The sequence below is a fragment of the Pedobacter gandavensis genome, from assembly GCF_014172405.1.
Lineage (GTDB): Bacteria > Bacteroidota > Bacteroidia > Sphingobacteriales > Sphingobacteriaceae > Pedobacter > Pedobacter gandavensis.
This window is the reverse complement of record NZ_WNXC01000002.1, coordinates 143,921-161,993: the sequence shown is the minus strand read 5'-3', so window position 1 is coordinate 161,993 and position 18,073 is coordinate 143,921. Positions and strand designations below refer to the sequence as shown.

Here is an 18,073-nt window from a genome sequence, read left to right as displayed (position 1 = left end):
TTTTTAGTTAGTTGCCGTCCCAAGCCCCCTGACTATCAGTTGTGGAATATTTTGATCCATTTGGATGTGCACCTTCTGTTAAGGTTCCTGTATAATTCCATTCAGCACTACAAGCGGTTGAGGCTGCCAGACAGTCGCCATCAGGTTGGTAAACATAGTCAGAAGCGATATTACTCTGTACCCCAGATTTGTTAAAGAATATTGCTCTGTCAAGTTTAGTATTTGCATTTTCTGAACTTTTAAAAGCACTGAATCCAATAGCCATAGCACCTACTGATAAGCCTAAAGCAAGTTTTTGAAAGTTGTTCATATTGTAAAGTTTAAATTTTAGTAATTGGTTTGCTAAGTTTAACCGCAGCTATGGACAATCCTATGAATACGAGGTTGAACCATAAATGCTGCTCCCAGCTTAATTTTTCAATAATCAAATTACAATGACAAGGCAATTTTTCTTTCCAAAGTAGCATACTCAGAATGTAGGCGGTAAATAAGGTCATTAGACCAGCGAACCCATAAAGACCCCATCTATGTGTTTTAGGGATAATCAATAATAACGATATGAGTATTTCAAGAATAGGGATTGCCCAAGCTATAAGATTTGCATAAGAGCTAATGATTGATACCTTAGATAAGCCTTTTGCGAATCTGCTATGATCAATTATTTTTTCATAAGCTGAAAACAGAAATAGAAAAGTACAGATAAGACATATCCCAAATACTATCCATTCTTTAAAATTGTCGTTGAACCTAAATGATCTATTACCTTCTATTGTGCTTTCCATAGATGTAAAATTGAATTGTCACTCATTTGATTTTGTGACTACCGTCACGAGCAGGTACATAACCCGCCGATCTTCATTTCTTGCTCTTTGTCACAGCACCCCTTTCTTTTATAGTTCCTCAATTATTACCATTTCGATAATTGAAGTTCGGCTGTTTAGAAAGAAATACATTGGACATTTGAGGCAAAAAAATCGGACAAATGTCCCATTCAAATCGGACAATTCTATTTTTTAGCCCTCGTTTGTAAAGTTACTTACCTCTTAACCTGCTCAGTGTTTTTACACTGATGCGGTGGTATTGGGCTATATGTTGGATTTCTGCCAGATTATAAATATTGGGACGCGCCTGTTCGAGGCGTTTTACTCTGTGTTTGGCTGAATGCCTAAAATCCTCTTCAAATTCATGTCTTTTTCGCTCATAGTGGCTTCTTATCCCTTCCGAAAGTAATTCGACTTCTGGAAATTCTTGTTTCATTGCTATAAAGTCCGAAAAAGGGATACCAACAAATAAAGTATCTTCTAGGAGCTTGATATAACTAGGGGATAGTTCCCTGCTAAATAAGCCAGGTGTTGTATATGGGAAATCCTTTTCAAACCAAAAGTTAGCGGCTGTTTCTTCCAGCGTTATAGGGTTAACGGAAAGCTCCATTGCAGAGCCCTTATAGATAAATAGTCCTGAATCCTGAACCTGTTTATAATTTAAAACCCTACATCCTTTTCTGTACCTAACTTCAAATAGGTAATCTGGCAGTTTTAATTTTAATCCAGTTGTCATATTAGGATTGTATTTTTCCAACTCTTCTATTAGTGTTCTATAAGCAGCGTTTTTCATAACGTACATAGCTTTAATTACCCAAAGAGAAAATTCCACCTGTGCTCATCGGGAGATTAAACGGTTATTCCCTTTGGTTTTTACAGTCATTCGTATTGTTTATCGAAAAACTATAAGAAACGCATTCATTTAATTTGGTTAGCAAAATCTCATTACCTGAAATTAACAATTTAAAAGTGAATATTTTGCATGACATAGTTTGAGCCAAACAAAGTAACTTTTAACTTAAAACAGCTTCTATTGTGGTGGGAAGGGTGATTATACCTGACAAAAATAAATTATAAAATATCTCACATTTTGGTGATATTTACTTTAATTAAAACGCAATTCTCAGGCTCTCAGCTTTCCATAAAGTTCATCCCGAGGTGAATTAGCTTAGGTATTGCATTGTTTTACCTTAATTTAATCACCGTGATAGGAGAATTTAGTCAATTGACCACCTTTTTATCATTGTCAACAGAGCTTATTAAAAGTTGCTGCGACGATAAGAATTATCCTGAAGGAGAAATGGCTTTAAGGACGGTATGGGGGGAGTTTTTAGTTGATGCTGATAAACGGATTAATGAGCAGGATACCCACAGTAAGCTTTCGATTTTTATTAAAATAACCCAAAATAATCTTGTTGACTTTTTAGATCATCTATACACGCTTAATGGTAGGTTCAGCCCATGTAACGAAAATTGCCGTTTAGAAATTAAAGACCTTATTGAAGAAATAGCAATCGAGGTATCACAGATTTTGGAATCTTTGAGTACAAAGTTTTCTGAACATTTTGATCTTAATGGTCTAATTCCCCTTTGGGTTGTCTACAAGAACAAAAAGGCGAGTGCATTCCAAAACCGTATTAACCATAACCTTGAACTTAGAAAGGTTGATCCAGAGTTAATACATATACTTGATGAATATTTAAGCTGTCTTCACGTACCAGGGGATTTCAAAATGAAAAGTTGGAGGCAATATTTTTATTTAGAGAATCTTTCTGATGACCTTATTCATTTCACTGAATTGCCAGCTACAGATGATGATACACTAAAATTGATTAAAATACTTATTGGCTATAATTTCAACCCACTTGCTTTCTATGAATATATGCTGGAGTATTCTTCTAACCTCATTAGTATTGAAATGCCTTATGAAGAGCAGGAAATGGAATTACTTGTATTATTGAAAACTATAGAAAATATTCGGCCTGAAAGGAGAATGGGGTATGTATTAGATGCGCCATCAATTTTAGAGTCAATTTGCAGTTTTATTAATCGGGAACTTGGAATAGTTGCCAAAATGAAAGACGTTTTAATGCCTTATCCAGCAAACGGCTCTAATGGTAGAAACTCAAATTACTACTTTGAAGTCGCAACAACCATCGAAGAATTATTTTTCCTAATACGGGTGATGTTGGAGGTACGGTTTATAAAAACAAAATTTAAAGCGAACCTTTATAGCTTTGTTTCCAGACATATAAGAACAGATCGAACTAAGAATCCATCAACTCAATACATGAGAAATGTATCTGGCACAAGTAAAGAAGTGCCAATAAGAATTGTTAGAAAGATACGTGCTTGGCTTATGAGTATGATCAATTACATTGATACAAATTTTGGTGGACAAGCAAAATTATGGTTTCTTGCCATCCTCCACTCTTCATTTGTTTTCGAGATAGTTTTGTAATCTTAATAGTTTACTATTCCTTAAAATCCACAAAATGCCTCATTAAAATTGTAAGGTAAAATCTCTATTTAAACCTATTTGGTGCAGTTTTCAGCATTATATTACACTTTGCTTATGTCATATATGTCACTTTGCAGTGAATTCTATTAATCACAACTTGATAATCATTTAACCAGAAAACGAGATTATTATGATTAAAGATTTAGCAGAACAGCTCTACACAGAAGAGAGAATGGCAATTGATGCAATTGATAACGCTACAGATCAAAGCATGACAGGTCAGAGAAAAGCAAAGGTTGAAACTACTTCAAACTATTTAATTCAGCTCAAAGAACGAGTCCTTAACTATTCATTCAGTTCTAATGAGGAAGAAATTGGTTTTTTTAAATTAACAAAACCGAAGTTCAGCAGCCTTCTAATTTTTTACAGCGATGTGGAGCGAATTGAACTTGACAAACCTGAAGGTGGGCTTGCTCATCTAAAAGGTTATTATGAAAGCGAGTTAAAAACAATTAAAAGATTTTTCGATGCCAACAGGCAGATTTATGCTTATTACCGTTCGGAAGCTGATTATCTCGATAGCCAGCTTTTTTTAAGGGGGGTGCCAAACCCACCTAGATGGTTGTGTAAAATAAGGGTGGATCAAGACGAAAGGTTTTCAACTGCCGGGGATTATATGTTTGCACGTATTATGGCCACTGAACAAATCGCCCGCTATCTTGAAAACTCAATATCGGGTTTAGATTTTCATCCTTTTACCGATGATGACATAGAAACAAACTGGACAGGAGAGAGTATAAATTTACTTGAAGTGGCTTATGGTGTCTATTGTACTTCACAGGTTAATCATGGCAAAATTGGTATCGGGGCACTCGTACAGAAGTTTGAAAAAGTCTTTAATGTTAAGATGGGCAGACCATATAGACGATTTTCAGAGATCAAGCAGCGTAAACGTCTAAGCCGTACTAATTACCTGGATGAAATGGCAAAATCAATCAATAAAAAAATTGATGACGAAGATGCCTATAATCCCAATGACCATAAAAATCACGATTAAAGCGATGCAAACCTAAAATTATCCTGTAGTTTATTTTTAGGTACTACCCAACAGGTTGTCAATGAAAAATTCGTCGGCAACCAAACTTTGCTTTACCCGATGCAATGCGGTATCGGGTTAAAGCAAATCAATATGTTACAACAATTCACCTGGCAACAATTCCTTGTTGCAATTTCAATCCTCACACTGATCTGGTACAGCTCGGTAATTTTACTCTTTTACCGGAAAGAGCTAAAAGCCTTGTTAAAAGGCAAAACATCAAATGATGAAAATAATGCACCACTTCCGCACCATTGGGATAAAAAAGTTGATGCCTTAGAGCCAGAAGCCGAAGATCATTTGATGGGTAAATCAAAATTACCAGATGGGGTTTCCATTATAGGTATGGACGAAGTTCAGTTTGCAGATGAGGATAGCAAGATACAACTACTTGGTTTGGTTTCTGATGTGATCGAAGAAATCAAAACCATTTTTAACATTCTGGTAAAGGAAGACGGTACTAAACAGGACTTCTTTAAACTCATTGAAGCTGTAAAAGAAGGCTATTCAGGTATTCTAACAAGTCAGCATATCCCCCAGATCAATGAATTTATTATTGCCAATGCCTCATTTCACCTTACACCTGACGAAGTGGAAAATCTCTGGTATTGAACCATCCCCAAATCATTTTTTTCTTATCATTTAAATTATTGACAATATGAACAATCAAATCGTTAGCTCAAAAAAACAAAATATTGCCAAATGCCTATTGGCTCTTTTCACGCTTTGCACATACAATCTTCTAACCATTATTACGGCCTACGCTCAAAAGGCTGACGGAAGTGGAGGTATCCAAAAAGCCGCAGATGAAGTTGCAGGGTACTTCGATGTGGGCTGTACCTTAATGTATGCTATCGGTGCTGTAATGGGCATCATCGGTGCTGTAAAAGTTTTCAATAAGTGGAATGCAGGTGAACCAGATACCTCAAAGGTCGCATCCGCTTGGTTCGGCTCTTGTATATTCCTGGTCATCGTTGCCACAGTTTTAAAATCCTTTTTTGGAGTCTGATTATGGCAAGCGTTTATCAGATCAACAAAGGTGTAAGTAAGCCCATTATGTTTAAAGGGCTTAAAGCACAATATATCGCTTACTTGGCAATTGGATTAGTATTGCTATTACTCGCATTTGCTATCGGTTATGTGGCTGGACTTAGTCTATTCCTCCTTATGCCAGTAATCATTATTATCGGAACTGTTTTGTTTTTCGCTGTATTCCGCCTTTCTCACCGATTTGGAGAACATGGATTAATGAAATTCCTTGCAAAGCGCAATCTGCCAGACCATATCAAATTCCGTTCAAGACGGCTATTCACTCAACTAAAGCAGCAAAATCATGGTAGAAGCATCTAACATTTTTCCCATTTATAAAATCGAGCACAACTGCATTCTTTCTATGGCGGGAGACATTACCATTGTTTATAGTGCAGTATTACCGGAGATTTTTACCTTATCAGAAAGAGACTACGAAACATACCATCAGGCATGGATAAGAGCGATCAAGTTACTTCCTCAGGACAGTGTTTTTCATAAACAAGATTGGTTCATTGAAGCAAAGCACAAGCCAAATTTTGACAAGCATGGCAGTAGCTTTTTATCAGTATCAAGCGAAAAATTTTTCAATGAAAGACCTTATTTAGAGCACGAATGCTTTATTTATCTCACTAAAAAGCCATCTGGCAGAAAGGTTTCAACCTCAACATATAGTAATATTTGCAAGAAATCCATTGTACCTACCCAAACCATTGACCCTGTTTTATTCAGGGAATTTGCCGATGCAAGCGGGCAATTTGAACGTATTCTTTCAGATAGTGGATTTTGCCGTTTAGAAAGACTAAATGATGATGATCTAGCGGGGTCAGCGAACAAGGCAGGAATTATCGAACGCTATTGCTTTTTGTTAGGTAAAGAGCAGATGCCGATGATTAGGGATGTTCATGTGAAAGGTGATATTCAGATCGGTGAAAAACAGGTTGAGTTATACACGCTATCTGATACGGATGATCTACCTACGCTATGTGGCAGCCGGATCAATTATGATAAATACAGCACAGATCGGACAAAGTTTAGCATTGGTTTTGCCAGCCCATTGGGTGCTTTGCTAAACTGCAATCACATTCTTAACCAGTATGTTTTTATTGACGATGCCCAAAAGACCCTCAAAAGGTTAGAGGCAAAAAAACTTCGTCTTCATTCTCTTTCTTCTTATTCTCGTGAAAATGCCATCAATAGGGATGCAACTAATGATTTCTTAAATGAAGCCATTGCTTCCGGGAGGTCACCAGTTAAAGCGCACTTTAATGTGTTGGTATGGTCGGAAGATCAAACGAAGGCTAAGGATTTAAAAAATCTGGTTAGTTCTGCAATGGCGCAAATGGATGCTGTAGCAAAAATAGAGACCGATGGTAAAGCCCAAATCTGGTACGCAGGGATGCCGGGCAATGAGGCTGATTTTCCAATGAATGACACCTTTGATACTTTTATTGAGCAGTCAACCTGCTTCTTTAATTTAGAAACCAACTACCGTTCGTCTATTAGTCAATACGGCATCCGTTTCGGAGACCGTTTGACAGGGAATCCCGTTAACGTAGACATTAGCAACGAACCATTCGATTTGGGTTGGATAAATAACAGGTCTAAATTTTGCATCGGTGGTAGTGGGTCAGGGAAGAGCTTTCTGCTAAATCATACGCTCAGAAGTTATTATGAGCAAGGTTCTCATATTGTCGTGATGGACATTGGGCACAGTTACAAAGGATTGTGTGAATTGGTAGGTGGGTATTATTTTACCTATACAGAAGAAAATCCAATAAAATTTAATCCTTTCTATTTATCGCAGGGGGACGTTTGGGACACTGAAAAAAGGGAAAGTATTAAAACCTTGATTTTGGCGCTTTGGAAAAAAGACGATGAGCCATATCGCAGATCTGAGTATGTTGCAATTTCTAATGCTTTGACGCTTTACTTTAGTCACCTGGAGAACAACTCCGATATATTTCCATGTTTCAATTCCTTCTACGATTTCTTGCTGTCAGAGTATATGGTTGTACTGGAAAATGGGAAGGTGAAGGAAAAGGATTTTGACATCGGCAACTTCCTGTATGTTTTAAATCCTTACTACCGAGGTGGAGAGTTTGATTACTTACTGAACGCAACCGAAAATCTGGATATGCTTCATGAGAGGTTCATAATCTTTGAGCTGGACAATTTGAAAGATCACCCAATTTTATTTCCTGTAACGGTTATGATCATTATGGAATTGGTGATTTCTAAAATGCGAAAACTTAAAGGCCTTCGTAAAATCATGCTCATAGAAGAGTGTTGGAAGGCAATTGCAAAACCGGGAACAGCAGAATATATCCGCTATTTGTTCAAAACCATGCGCAAGTTCTATGGCGAGCCAATTGTGGTCACTCAAGAAATTGAAGACATTATTAGTTCGCCAATTGTTAAAAATGCCATCATCAATAATAGCGATTGCAAAATCCTGTTGGACCAAAGTAAGTACGAGAACAAGTTTGAGATTATTCAAGAGCTATTAGGCTTAACCGATAAAGAAAAAGCGCAAGTTCTTTCGCTAAACAAAGCAAACGATCCCAATAGAAAGTACAAGGAAGTCTTCATTTCATTAGGCAATGGACACTCGAAAGTATTCCGTACTGAAGTTTCAATTGAAGAATATTTAGCCTACAGTACCGAAGAAAGGGAGAAAGTTCAAGTTCAGGAGTATACCCGAAAGTATGGAAGTATACAAAAAGGGATAGCTGTACTCGCTCAAGAAATCCGATTAGGAAAGAAGCTCTAACGTTTGCCATCATCTATTAACAACTAATTATTAAACCCATGAAAATTATATCATATATGAAAAAGTACATGGTCATTCTGCCTTTAAGTGCCATAACCTTATTGGTCGGACTTCCGAAAAATGCCAATGCGCAAATCGCTGTTATGGAAGTAATCAAGGCAGGAGTGAAGAAAGTTATTAAAGCGGTAGACCTGAAAATTCAGCGTTTACAGAACGAAACAATTTGGTTGCAAAATGCCCAAAAGGTGCTCGAAAACCAATTATCTAAGTTAAAGTTAACTGAAATCGCGGATTGGACGGAAAAACAAAAGAATCTCTACAGCCAGTATTACGATGAACTTTGGAAAATTAAATCTGCCATTGCCTATTACAAGCGCATCAAAGATTTAACAGTCAAACAAGTGGCGATTGTTGACGAGTATAAATGGGCTTGGAATCTGTTTAAACAAGATAAGCACTTCAATGTCGATGAGCTGAATTACATGGAAAAGGTTTATAAAGGTATTCTTGAAGAAAGCATTAATAACCTCGACCAAATCCTGCTTGTAATTAGTTCCCTTAAGACACAAATGAGCGATGCAGAGAGGTTGATCATTATAAACAAGGCTGCCGATCAAATGGATGCTAATTATACAGACCTCAAAAAATTCAATAGTCAAAACATATCAACAAGTATCCAAAGGGCTAATTCATTAGATGAAACGGCCAGACTAAAAGAAATTTATGGAATCGAAAAATAACATCAGAAAAATAGCTGTGCTGGTTTGCCTGTTATTGGCATTCATATCACAACTTAGCCAGGCACAAACGTTCGCTGAATTTTTCAAGCAGAAAAAAACACAGAAAAAGTACCTGTTGCAGCAAATAGCGGCTTTACAAGTATATATAGAGTATGCTAAAAAGGGTTACGATATAGCCAGTTCTGGCTTGCGAACGATCAAGGACATTTCTAATGGTGAATTTGGACTACACAGTGCCTTTATTACTTCTTTGAAAGCCATTAACCCAGTTGTCCGTAATAATGTAAAAGTGGCAGAGATCATAGAAAGCCAGATCAGAATTAGCAAAGTCTTTGGCTCTGTTCAATACAGCGATCTACTGTCACTTAATAATCAATTGTACGTACAGAATGTACAAGAAAATGTAATTGCCGAATGCGGAAATGATTTGGAGGAATTACTATTGGTCATTACCTCTGGCAAGCTAGAAATGAGTGACCAGCAAAGGCTGATAAGAATAGATCGCATTTATCAATCCATGTCAGATAAGTATGCCTTTACGATGGATTTTATGGGACAGGTAATGATGCTGACCAGGCAAGCTGAAAAAGAACAAGAGTTTATTTATCAAATAAGAAAATATTATGAAATCAATTAGGTTTAAAATTCCTGTGTTGCTCATGTTGTTATTGGTATTTACAGGTATTCGAAGTAACGCACAGTCAACCGAGGTACAGCAGCTCTTGTTGAATGTAGAAAAGCTAAGCCAGCTAAAGAACATTTTAAAGGATATGAAAAAGGGCTACACGATTGTTTCTGGTGGATATAATGCCATTAAGGATATTTCAAAGGGTAATTTCTCTTTGCATTCGGTGTTTTTAGATGGACTAATGTTAGTTAGCCCAGAAGTGAAGAAATACAGAAAGGTCGTTGATATCATCACTTACCAAAAGCGGATCATTTCTGAATACGAATCATCTTTCAAGCAGTTTAAAGCAACTAATAATTTCAATTCTTTAGAAATCGAATATCTGGGCAGAGTCTATAAGAATCTTTTAGATCAGAGTATAGATAACCTTGATCAGCTTGTAATGATCATCACATCATCCAAACTACGAATGAATGATGAAGAACGTTTACAGGCTATTGACAGGATTTTTGAAGATACAGAGGACAAATTGGTATTTCTAAGAAGCTTCAATAGTCAGGCGCTTGGACTTTCTTTTCAACGAGAAAAAGAAAGAGCCGACATCAGACAAAGCCTAAGCTTATATCCTTAACCCTAAATATTATGAAAACAAAAAATATAGTCTCAATATGCTTTTTTGCTATTGGATTGCTGTTTACTCCTTTCACTACAATGGCTCAGGGTTTAGGGGAGCAAGTTAATGGATTGCATGCTGTATTGGACAAAGTGTATAATGAAATGATCCCTTTATGTAGTGATTTAATTTCGGTCGCCAGGGGAATAGCTGGGTTTGCTGCCCTATGGTACATAGCCACTCGGGTTTGGGGTCACATTGCTCGTGCGGAGCCGATTGACTTCTATCCTTTATTACGCCCCTTTGCATTGGGTATGGCGATTTTGAGTTTTCCCACTGTACTTAGTGTAATGAATGGTGTGCTTAGTCCAACAGTTATTGGAACATCAGCAATGGTTAAAGACAGTGACGCTACGATCAAAGCTTTATTAAAACGAAAAGAACTGGAACTGAAAAAAACTGATAAGTGGAAATACCTCGTTGGTGATGACGGTATGGGAGATCGAAAAGAGTGGTACAAATACACACATCCCGAAGACAAAGGAGGTACTGATGAAAACTGGATCGAGGCGATAGGTAATAACATGAGGTTTTGGTTAGATAAACAGGACTACAAAATGCGCCATAGTTTCAAACAATTTATGAGTGAAGTGCTACAGGTAGTCTACTATGCAGCATCGCTTTGCATTAATACAATAAGAACCTTTTTCTTGATTGTTCTGGCTATACTCGGGCCATTAGTGCTTGGCTTTGCTGTATTTGACGGTTTGCAACATACTTTATCTGTATGGATTGCACGCTATATCAATATTTATCTGTGGCTGCCCATTGCAAACATCTTTGGTGCAATCTTAGGCAAGATCCAGCAAAACATGATTAAGCTTGATATTGAACAAGCTCAACAAAACGGAGATACTTTCTTTAGTGCTACAGATACAGCTTACCTGCTATTTCTGATCATAGGTATCATAGGCTATCGTTGCGTACCGAATGTAGCCAATTATATTATTCATGCAGGGGGTGGAAATTCAATGTTGACAAGGGTAAATGCAATCACAACATCAACAAGCAGGACAACCCAAAATGTAGCTTCACAAACAGCTAAGGCCGCAGGTGGTATAGTTTCAGATGTTTATGACAATGCTCATCGTAACATTGGGTCAGGTATGGCAGAGGCCTCAGGTCAGGACTACTTCAAAGACAAGCTATCAGGTAAATAACTCTTTAATCTTTCGTTTATGTTCACACAATTTAAAAACATCGATACCGCTTTTAAGCACATTAAGACGTTTAGCATTTTTCTAATCTTGGCAAATTTGATAATCATCTGCTTTGTGCTTTTCTGGAACAATAGGATCATTGACAAAACGAGTAATCGGATTTATATTCTATATAATGGTAAAGTCCTTGAAGCAATTGCTTCGGACAAAAAAAGTAATCTGCCTGTAGAATTGAGAGATCACATAAAAACCTTTCATCATTACTTCTTTACGCTCAATCCAGATGACAAGGCCATCAGAGGAACGATTAATAAAGCCTTATATCTGGCTGATGAATCCGCAAAAAAACAATATGACAATTTGAAAGAATCTGGCTATTACAATAGTCTCATTGCCGCAAATATTGTTAAAGAAGTCCAAATGGATAGCATCAAACTTAATATCAATCAATATCCTTATCAGTTTACTTTTTATGGAACTGAAAAGTTGGTTAGGTCTTCCAGTACTATTTATCGTCAGCTCATTACACAAGGTCTGATTTATGATCTTAAAACTCAAACTGACGAGAACCCACATGGCTTTTTAATACGTCAATGGGAAATATTGGAAAATAAAGACATGCCACCTAAATCATAAAACAATGGGTTTATTCAAATCAAAAAACACACAGACAAGTGATAATACCCTTGTTGAGAGGGTTAATGAGGGGGTTATCAAACAACAGCACAGGATTGCAGAATATCTGAACAAAAGAACAAGCTTGCTAAGTACAAAAGCGCTCCTGTTCGCGTTGGTTTTATTCTGCATTGTAATAGGGACATATTGCCTTCTCCTAATAACGTGTGCATTCAATTAACTCAATTACTTACATAATATTTCAAATATGGAAACGAAAAAACGAATCGACAAAAGAAAGGTCTTGTTGATGCTCCCCCTATTGATCATACCATTTCTTGGTTTAGGGTTTAAACTTTTGGGTGGGGGTATAAATGATGCCGAAGCCAATGGGGAAAATGTTAAAAATGGTATCAATACAAATCTACCTGATGCCGCTTTTAAAAAGGATCAACCAAAGGACAAAATGGATTTCTACGATCAAGCCGATAGGGACTCTATAAACAGAAGAACAAATAGCATTGAAAACGTGGCTAAAAACTTAGGCTTCAATAGTCAAATTGAGGAACCCCAAACAAGAGAGATCAATGCTAAACTTGAAGCCTTGAACCGGGAAATCAATCAACCAGTTGAGTATTCGGGTTACCGTCAAGCTCCTTTACCCCAAAATCAACAGGTTTCCTCGATAAAGCAAGATGTTGACCGTTTGGAAGCCTTAATGAAAACGATGCAGGAGAGTAAAACTGAAGACCCGGAAATGCAACAGTTAAACGGACTGATGCAAAATATTCTAGACATTCAGCACCCCGAACGTGTTCAACAAAAATACAAACAACAACAAACAGTAATTGCCGATAGTCAGTTTAGAGCAATTCCAGCAACGATTGCCGATAATAAAAAAGTGGTACAGGGAGCAACCGTTAAACTGATATTACAGGACAGTATAAGGATTAACGGGGTACTAATTCCCAAAGGCCACTCACTTTTTGGTGCTTGCAGAATTGTCAACCAACGGCTATTGTTGGACATTAAACAAATCAGGCTAGGGACTTCTATCGTTCCTGTAGACTTATCAGTTTACAGCTTGGATGGGATGATCGGTATTGATGCACCAGAGGCGCTATTAACCGATGCGGTAAATAGCGGTACAGATCAAGCCGTTCGGGATGTTGGCTTTATGGGCATTGATCAAACATTAGCAACACAGGTGGCGGGCGCAGGTATTGATGCTGCAAAGAATTTAATGAGCAAAAAATTAAGGCGAGTAAAGGTCAAGTTACAAACAGGCCGATCAATTTTATTGCGCAATAACGAATTAAAACAACGCTAGTATGGATGGTCATGTCAATAGAGCGAAACAGCTATGGGAAAATTGGGAGCATAAGGCATCGCAAATCCAAAACCTTACTGGTGCAAATGATGACAAAAGCACACTAGAGTATAAGTATAAATTCCTGACAGATGGACTAAATCGCTTATCAGTTAATCCAAGTGAGAAAGAAAAACTGTATGTACACACGATCAAAATCGTAACTGATAAACTCCGAAAACAACTCTATCCAAATCCAGTGTTGAGATTTTTACATCGTTTGAAAAATCTAATTGTTGAAAAGCCTGCGCAAGCATTTTTATTTAAAGAACGGACAAAAGACTGTCTTGGCGAGCTTCAAAGTCAATTTAAATCCGTAGGACTTCAATATTTTACAGGGAAATTAGAACGAGAGTTGGACTTTGAACGCCAAAAAATAGACTTGAAATCTTTAAGTAACCTTGCTAACAACAACCAATTGCAAGTAAAAGTCCAGTTGGAAAAAGTTGCTGAAGGTACTTACCGCTTTAATGGTTATACAGCCACCCTTATTAATGAGAATGGAGAAAAGAAATCAGCACTGTTTTCTCAGCACCACAACATTAACTTAAATGAAGCTGTCAATATTTTGCAGGGACAACCAGTTTATAAAAGTCAGGAAAATGCTGATGGCACTATTGCCAAAAGTTGGTTTGAACTCGAACGTAGAGAAAAGGAACTAGATGGTAGGTACGAGGTGCTTAGTTTTTCGCCATCCCACAGTTTTGACCTCAAAAAAGTGCTACTTGACAATGCCATTCAATTGGAATTTTATGGCATTAGTAAAGAGGCGGTATTGAAGGGCTTGGAAGCAGGTAATAAGGTCGCTTTTGAAATCCCCGAAAAGGGTCAATACTTTATTACGGCTAATCCCTCAGAACGTACGGTGAATTTTTATGATGCTGAAAAAAAACCAATCAGCCTTTCTGCTTTAAAAGAGGTAATTAATCCCGTAAAACTGGAAAAGTCAAAGCCGCTGAAATTAATTAAACAGAAAGGCGTTCAACCTGAAAATCAGATACAGGTTGCGCATTAAACTAATTTTTAACTAAAAAATCAAAGACTATGAGCACTATCGATTTAAGTAATTTGGAAGATCGCCTCAAAGAAATGGGAAAGCTTGGGGCAAGTAAGGAGGCTATTGAGGAAATGGAAAGTAAAATGAGATTAGGTTTGGAAAAATTTCAAGTTAGAGAAACAAAGCCTGCGACTACTAAAGGCCATATTGATACCATTTATAACTTCAAAACTGCTGGAACCCTTAAAAAAACATACATGACTAATTTTAGAGTCGAACACCATAAGATCAAGCCCCTTCAGGAAGGACAATCATATTTCATAATAACTCCACGGAACGGAAAAAATGAGGTTAAAAAACTAAACCATCCTATAGATGCAATTGAGCAATTCAAAAAACGGGATGATAAGGCAGAATTATCAGTTGGAAAAGATATTGGACACAAATCAGTTCTAGCTACAATGGAAAATGGTACAGTTAATTTTGTTGCTGGTGAGTTTCGTGCTGCTTTCTATGGTAAACCTATTGATCAAACATTTAGTGACGGAGCAAAGAATTTCTCTGCCTTTCAAGCTGGAAATTTAGTTCAAGGACGTGGGGTACATCGTGGAGAGGTGGTAACCCCCCACGGTGAAATAACTAAAGCTTGGATGGTCTTAGATCTTGAAAAAGGCAAAGTGGGTAATAATTTTCAACTTCACCCTTATCTTGATCCTAACTATGGCTTTGATTTGTCTAAAGTGCTAAACGACTATAATATTAAGGAGCTGAACGATCCCAAAAAAAGGGACGAATTGGAAACCGCATTAAAAGACGGAGACAGACCAATTGTGACAGTAACTAAAGATGGTAAAGATAAAAAGCTACATCTTGAAACTGCTGTCAAGTATAAGAAAGTTAACTTCTTCAATTTGGATGGGACAATGGAAAAACGAGAACAATTCCTAAAAGAACCTGCTAAAGAGAATAATCTCTTGGCCGGAAAAGATATACGAAAAGAGAAAGACCTGGTCGCGAGTCAGGAACTCTCCAGATAAACAAGGCCGCTAAAGAACCCTTAATAGCAAATTATTCATTAAGTATTAAAACGTAAAAACATTGATCCTCATTACGGAAATGGATGCTCGTAAATTTTATGAGAAAGGTAACAAGACTGCTGGTACAAGACTACGCAAGGCACTTTTGATTTCTAAAACCATTGCCCAAGACATTAGGAATCAGGTAACAGCCCAAAAGAACAATAAGTAAAACCTACTTAGCAGATGATTAAGCCTGAATGGAAACATTCGGGCTTTTTTATTATCCTCCATTTTTATATCCCTCGTTCATACCTGTAGCCTCAACCATTCATCCTTTATGCCTGTCTTGAAGATATTCTAACCTTCCTTATTCTCTCACTCTTTTAAAATTATTGACTTTTTAAGTGCCTTTCTAATTGATGAAAAGTCCCCCCGCCCAAATCTAAATAAGGTCTGTACAATCCTTTTTTCGTCAAGCCTTCCCCTTCGGGTTTGCTCAAAAAAAATCTTCCCTGCTCGCTGCGCTCACGAGGTTTTTTTTTTGGCAAAGCCTTGTCTTGCAAAAGGATTGTGCTGAAATGAGGGTCTTAGATTTAGTCAGGGAGCCCCCCTGACGCAGATATTTTTAAACCCATAGCGTAATGATAGCAAAAAACGGCAGAAGCCCACCCACAGACCCTAAAGCAAACAAAGCAACGCTTTTATGTTCTATCGTCCCAACAGGCAAAACGTAACATTTTTTATTCAATAACAATTTAAAAAGAAAGACCATGAAAATTACAACAGTAAAAAACCCAGCAACAAATGGACAATTAAACAACATCGCTAAAGACGCAATTCGTCCGTCTATCTCAAACAATAGTGCAATAGTACCAAGTACAAAGTTTGAGGACACAAAAACAGACGTTGCAAATGGTAACGTACAAAATTCGCCCGCTGTAGCGGTTGCCGAGCTTAAAAAAGAAATGCCTGAAAATCTAGAGAATAGTACTCAGGTTACTACACCAGAGTCGACCAAAAAAGAGATCAAAGAAGAATTACAGGTGCATAAACCTGCCCTTTCTTTGGAAGAAACCCTTTTATTGATTAAGGATTTAGCCGATAAATCCGCCCATAGAGAAACTTACACAGGGTACATTGAAGACCTAGAGAAATTTGTGATTTCCCAAGATGACGACGATATGCTTAAAAAAGGGGCACCAAGTTTCAAAGGTTGTGAGTTGACCATCCGAGATAGTCATGGCAATAGGTTCGAGACCAACAGTGCAAGCGTAATATTTGGTACTGTTGAGTTTATGAAAGTTCGATTTAATGAACGCCTTGCAGAAGTTGAGGCAGAAATTGTAATCCCTGTTTAATTCAAATTTGCACCCTCGCTAGGGTGGGGGTGCTTAATCTTTTTATTATGAAAAAGCACATTCTATACATGACAGTACGGATTGAGGTTGAAAGTATTTTTGAGAGTCTTTCCAAAACGATCACCGATTTTGAAACACAAACGGACTACACCTTTAACAGTACCCAAAAAGTTAAAGTCCTTGAGACTGAAATTTTAATCACTGAAACATTTCACCCTTTAAATAATTAATCATGGCACATAATTTATATTTCGACAACGAAAAAGAAAGATATAGCTTTTTTAGTACTAAGGAAAAAGCATGGCACGGCTTAGGTACAATCGTAGAAGACTATCCAACTAGCCAAGAGGCCATACAATTTGCAGGTTTAGACTATAAAGTTGAGAAACGCCCATTGTATACAGTAGATAATGGTGAACCAGATTTTGAGAATGAAAACATTTTAATTCATTCTGAAATTTTGATACCAAATTATTCGGCTACAATACGCACAGATACTGAGCAAGTTTTGGGTGTGGTAGGCAAGGATTATGAGATCGTACAGAATGTACACGCATTTGAATTTTTTGATAGTATTGTAGGGGGAGGTGATGGCATTTTATATGAAACAGCCGGAGCATTGGGTAAGGGTGAACGGATTTTCATTACCGCTAAACTGCCTGATTATATTCGTGTGGGTAAAGATGATTGTATCGAAAAATACCTATTTCTTACCACTTCCCACGATGGTTTAGGTAGTATTACCGCTGCATTTACACCGATCCGAATAGTTTGCAACAATACCCTAAATGCTGCTATGCGTGATAAAACCAACTGTATTCGTATTAAGCATACAGCCAATGCACACGATCGGTTAAAGGTTGCGAATAGGCTTTTAGGGTTAAGTAATCAATTTGCAAACGAACTACAGGACGTTTTTAATAATTGGGCTCGTGTAAGAATTACCGATGACGAAACGATGCAATTAATAAAAATTGCTATGGCTCCTAATAAGGGAACTATTGAAGCCCTTTGCAATGGTAAGCTAGAAAATCTTTCGACGCTTTATAAAAACACGGTGGATAGCATTATTGATTATGCGCTTTCCAGTGAATCGCAACAGATGGAAACCACAAAAGGTACTTTGTTTGGCGCATATAATTCTATAACAGGCTACTATCAGAATGTTTGCAGTTTCAAAAATGAAGAAAGTAAGCTCAAATCTATCATGTACGGGACAGGCTTAAATCGTGGTCAAAAAGCCTTTGACCTTTGTACTAGTTTCGCTAAAACTGGAATCCTTACACTCAATTAACCAACGATTCACCGGGGAGCAATCCCTATAAGATATTATT

21 protein-coding genes are annotated in these 18,073 nt (G+C 37.3%); 18 read left to right on the top strand and 3 right to left on the bottom strand.

The window, feature by feature from the left end:
• Positions 1-7: 7 nt before the first annotated feature.
• The 3 genes from GM920_RS08525 to GM920_RS08520 all read right to left on the bottom strand — a co-directional run bounded on the left by GM920_RS08525 (position 8) and on the right by GM920_RS08520 (position 1,614).
• Positions 8-310: a hypothetical protein gene (locus GM920_RS08525; RefSeq protein ID WP_182955752.1), complete on the bottom strand. Its 303-nt coding sequence runs from the start codon at positions 308-310 to the stop codon at positions 8-10.
• A gap of 10 nt (positions 311-320) precedes the next feature.
• Entirely contained in the window at positions 321-782 is a 462-nt protein-coding gene (locus GM920_RS23985; protein ID WP_394367955.1) for a MauE/DoxX family redox-associated membrane protein, read from the bottom strand.
• Positions 783-1,032: 250 nt separating this feature from the next.
• The gene (locus GM920_RS08520) at positions 1,033-1,614 is read right to left on the bottom strand and encodes a Crp/Fnr family transcriptional regulator (protein ID WP_182955750.1); all 582 of its coding nucleotides are present in this window, start codon (positions 1,612-1,614) and stop codon (positions 1,033-1,035) included.
• Positions 1,615-2,025: 411 nt separating this feature from the next.
• Between GM920_RS08520 and GM920_RS08515 the strand changes: the two genes are divergently transcribed.
• From GM920_RS08515 to GM920_RS08435, 18 genes are all read left to right on the top strand, one after another.
• On the top strand, positions 2,026-3,282 hold the full coding sequence (locus tag GM920_RS08515; protein WP_182955747.1) for a hypothetical protein: 1,257 nt from the start codon (positions 2,026-2,028) through the stop codon (positions 3,280-3,282).
• A gap of 190 nt (positions 3,283-3,472) precedes the next feature.
• The gene (locus GM920_RS08510) at positions 3,473-4,339 is read left to right on the top strand and encodes an RteC domain-containing protein (RefSeq protein ID WP_182955745.1); all 867 of its coding nucleotides are present in this window, start codon (positions 3,473-3,475) and stop codon (positions 4,337-4,339) included.
• Between the two features lie 132 nt (positions 4,340-4,471).
• A complete protein-coding gene (locus GM920_RS08505; protein ID WP_182955743.1) occupies positions 4,472-4,990 on the top strand; it encodes a hypothetical protein in 519 nt (172 codons plus the stop codon).
• Between the two features lie 46 nt (positions 4,991-5,036).
• The gene (locus GM920_RS08500) at positions 5,037-5,387 is read left to right on the top strand and encodes a DUF4134 domain-containing protein (RefSeq protein ID WP_182955739.1); all 351 of its coding nucleotides are present in this window, start codon (positions 5,037-5,039) and stop codon (positions 5,385-5,387) included.
• 2 nt (positions 5,388-5,389) lie between these two features.
• Positions 5,390-5,728 (top strand): DUF4133 domain-containing protein, encoded by a 339-nt coding sequence (locus GM920_RS08495; protein ID WP_182955737.1) that lies wholly within the window; start codon positions 5,390-5,392, stop codon positions 5,726-5,728.
• Positions 5,712-8,180 (top strand): TraG family conjugative transposon ATPase, encoded by a 2,469-nt coding sequence (locus tag GM920_RS08490; protein ID WP_182955735.1) that lies wholly within the window; start codon positions 5,712-5,714, stop codon positions 8,178-8,180. The genes GM920_RS08495 and GM920_RS08490 overlap by 17 nt, the downstream gene beginning before the upstream one ends.
• Positions 8,181-8,236: 56 nt before the next feature.
• The gene (locus GM920_RS08485; protein ID WP_235964487.1) at positions 8,237-8,920 is read left to right on the top strand and encodes a conjugal transfer protein TraI; all 684 of its coding nucleotides are present in this window, start codon (positions 8,237-8,239) and stop codon (positions 8,918-8,920) included.
• Entirely contained in the window at positions 8,904-9,557 is a 654-nt protein-coding gene (locus GM920_RS08480; RefSeq protein ID WP_182955729.1) for a hypothetical protein, read from the top strand. The genes GM920_RS08485 and GM920_RS08480 overlap by 17 nt, the downstream gene beginning before the upstream one ends.
• Entirely contained in the window at positions 9,544-10,179 is a 636-nt protein-coding gene (locus GM920_RS08475) for a TerB family tellurite resistance protein (protein WP_182955726.1), read from the top strand. The genes GM920_RS08480 and GM920_RS08475 overlap by 14 nt, the downstream gene beginning before the upstream one ends.
• Before the next feature lie 11 nt (positions 10,180-10,190).
• Positions 10,191-11,381 (top strand): conjugative transposon protein TraJ, encoded by a 1,191-nt coding sequence (gene traJ / locus GM920_RS08470; protein WP_182955723.1) that lies wholly within the window; start codon positions 10,191-10,193, stop codon positions 11,379-11,381.
• An 18-nt stretch (positions 11,382-11,399) separates the two neighbouring features.
• Positions 11,400-12,017 (top strand): conjugative transposon protein TraK, encoded by a 618-nt coding sequence (gene traK, locus GM920_RS08465; RefSeq protein WP_182955720.1) that lies wholly within the window; start codon positions 11,400-11,402, stop codon positions 12,015-12,017.
• A gap of 247 nt (positions 12,018-12,264) precedes the next feature.
• A complete protein-coding gene (traM, locus tag GM920_RS08460; protein WP_182955717.1) occupies positions 12,265-13,326 on the top strand; it encodes a conjugative transposon protein TraM in 1,062 nt (353 codons plus the stop codon).
• 1 nt (position 13,327) lies between these two features.
• On the top strand, positions 13,328-14,380 hold the full coding sequence (locus GM920_RS08455) for a hypothetical protein (protein ID WP_182955715.1): 1,053 nt from the start codon (positions 13,328-13,330) through the stop codon (positions 14,378-14,380).
• A 29-nt stretch (positions 14,381-14,409) separates the two neighbouring features.
• The gene (locus GM920_RS08450; RefSeq protein WP_182955713.1) at positions 14,410-15,399 is read left to right on the top strand and encodes a hypothetical protein; all 990 of its coding nucleotides are present in this window, start codon (positions 14,410-14,412) and stop codon (positions 15,397-15,399) included.
• A gap of 61 nt (positions 15,400-15,460) precedes the next feature.
• Positions 15,461-15,610, top strand: coding sequence for a histone H1 (locus tag GM920_RS23705; RefSeq protein WP_317171519.1), 150 nt, complete (start codon positions 15,461-15,463; stop codon positions 15,608-15,610).
• A gap of 541 nt (positions 15,611-16,151) precedes the next feature.
• A complete protein-coding gene (locus GM920_RS08445) occupies positions 16,152-16,739 on the top strand; it encodes a hypothetical protein (protein ID WP_182955712.1) in 588 nt (195 codons plus the stop codon).
• 47 nt (positions 16,740-16,786) lie between these two features.
• Positions 16,787-16,969 carry a hypothetical protein gene (locus GM920_RS08440; RefSeq protein WP_182955710.1) on the top strand — a complete coding sequence of 61 codons (183 nt, stop codon included), beginning with the start codon at positions 16,787-16,789 and terminating at the stop codon, positions 16,967-16,969.
• A gap of 2 nt (positions 16,970-16,971) precedes the next feature.
• Entirely contained in the window at positions 16,972-18,033 is a 1,062-nt protein-coding gene (locus GM920_RS08435) for a DUF932 domain-containing protein (RefSeq protein WP_182955708.1), read from the top strand.
• Positions 18,034-18,073 lie beyond the last annotated feature (40 nt).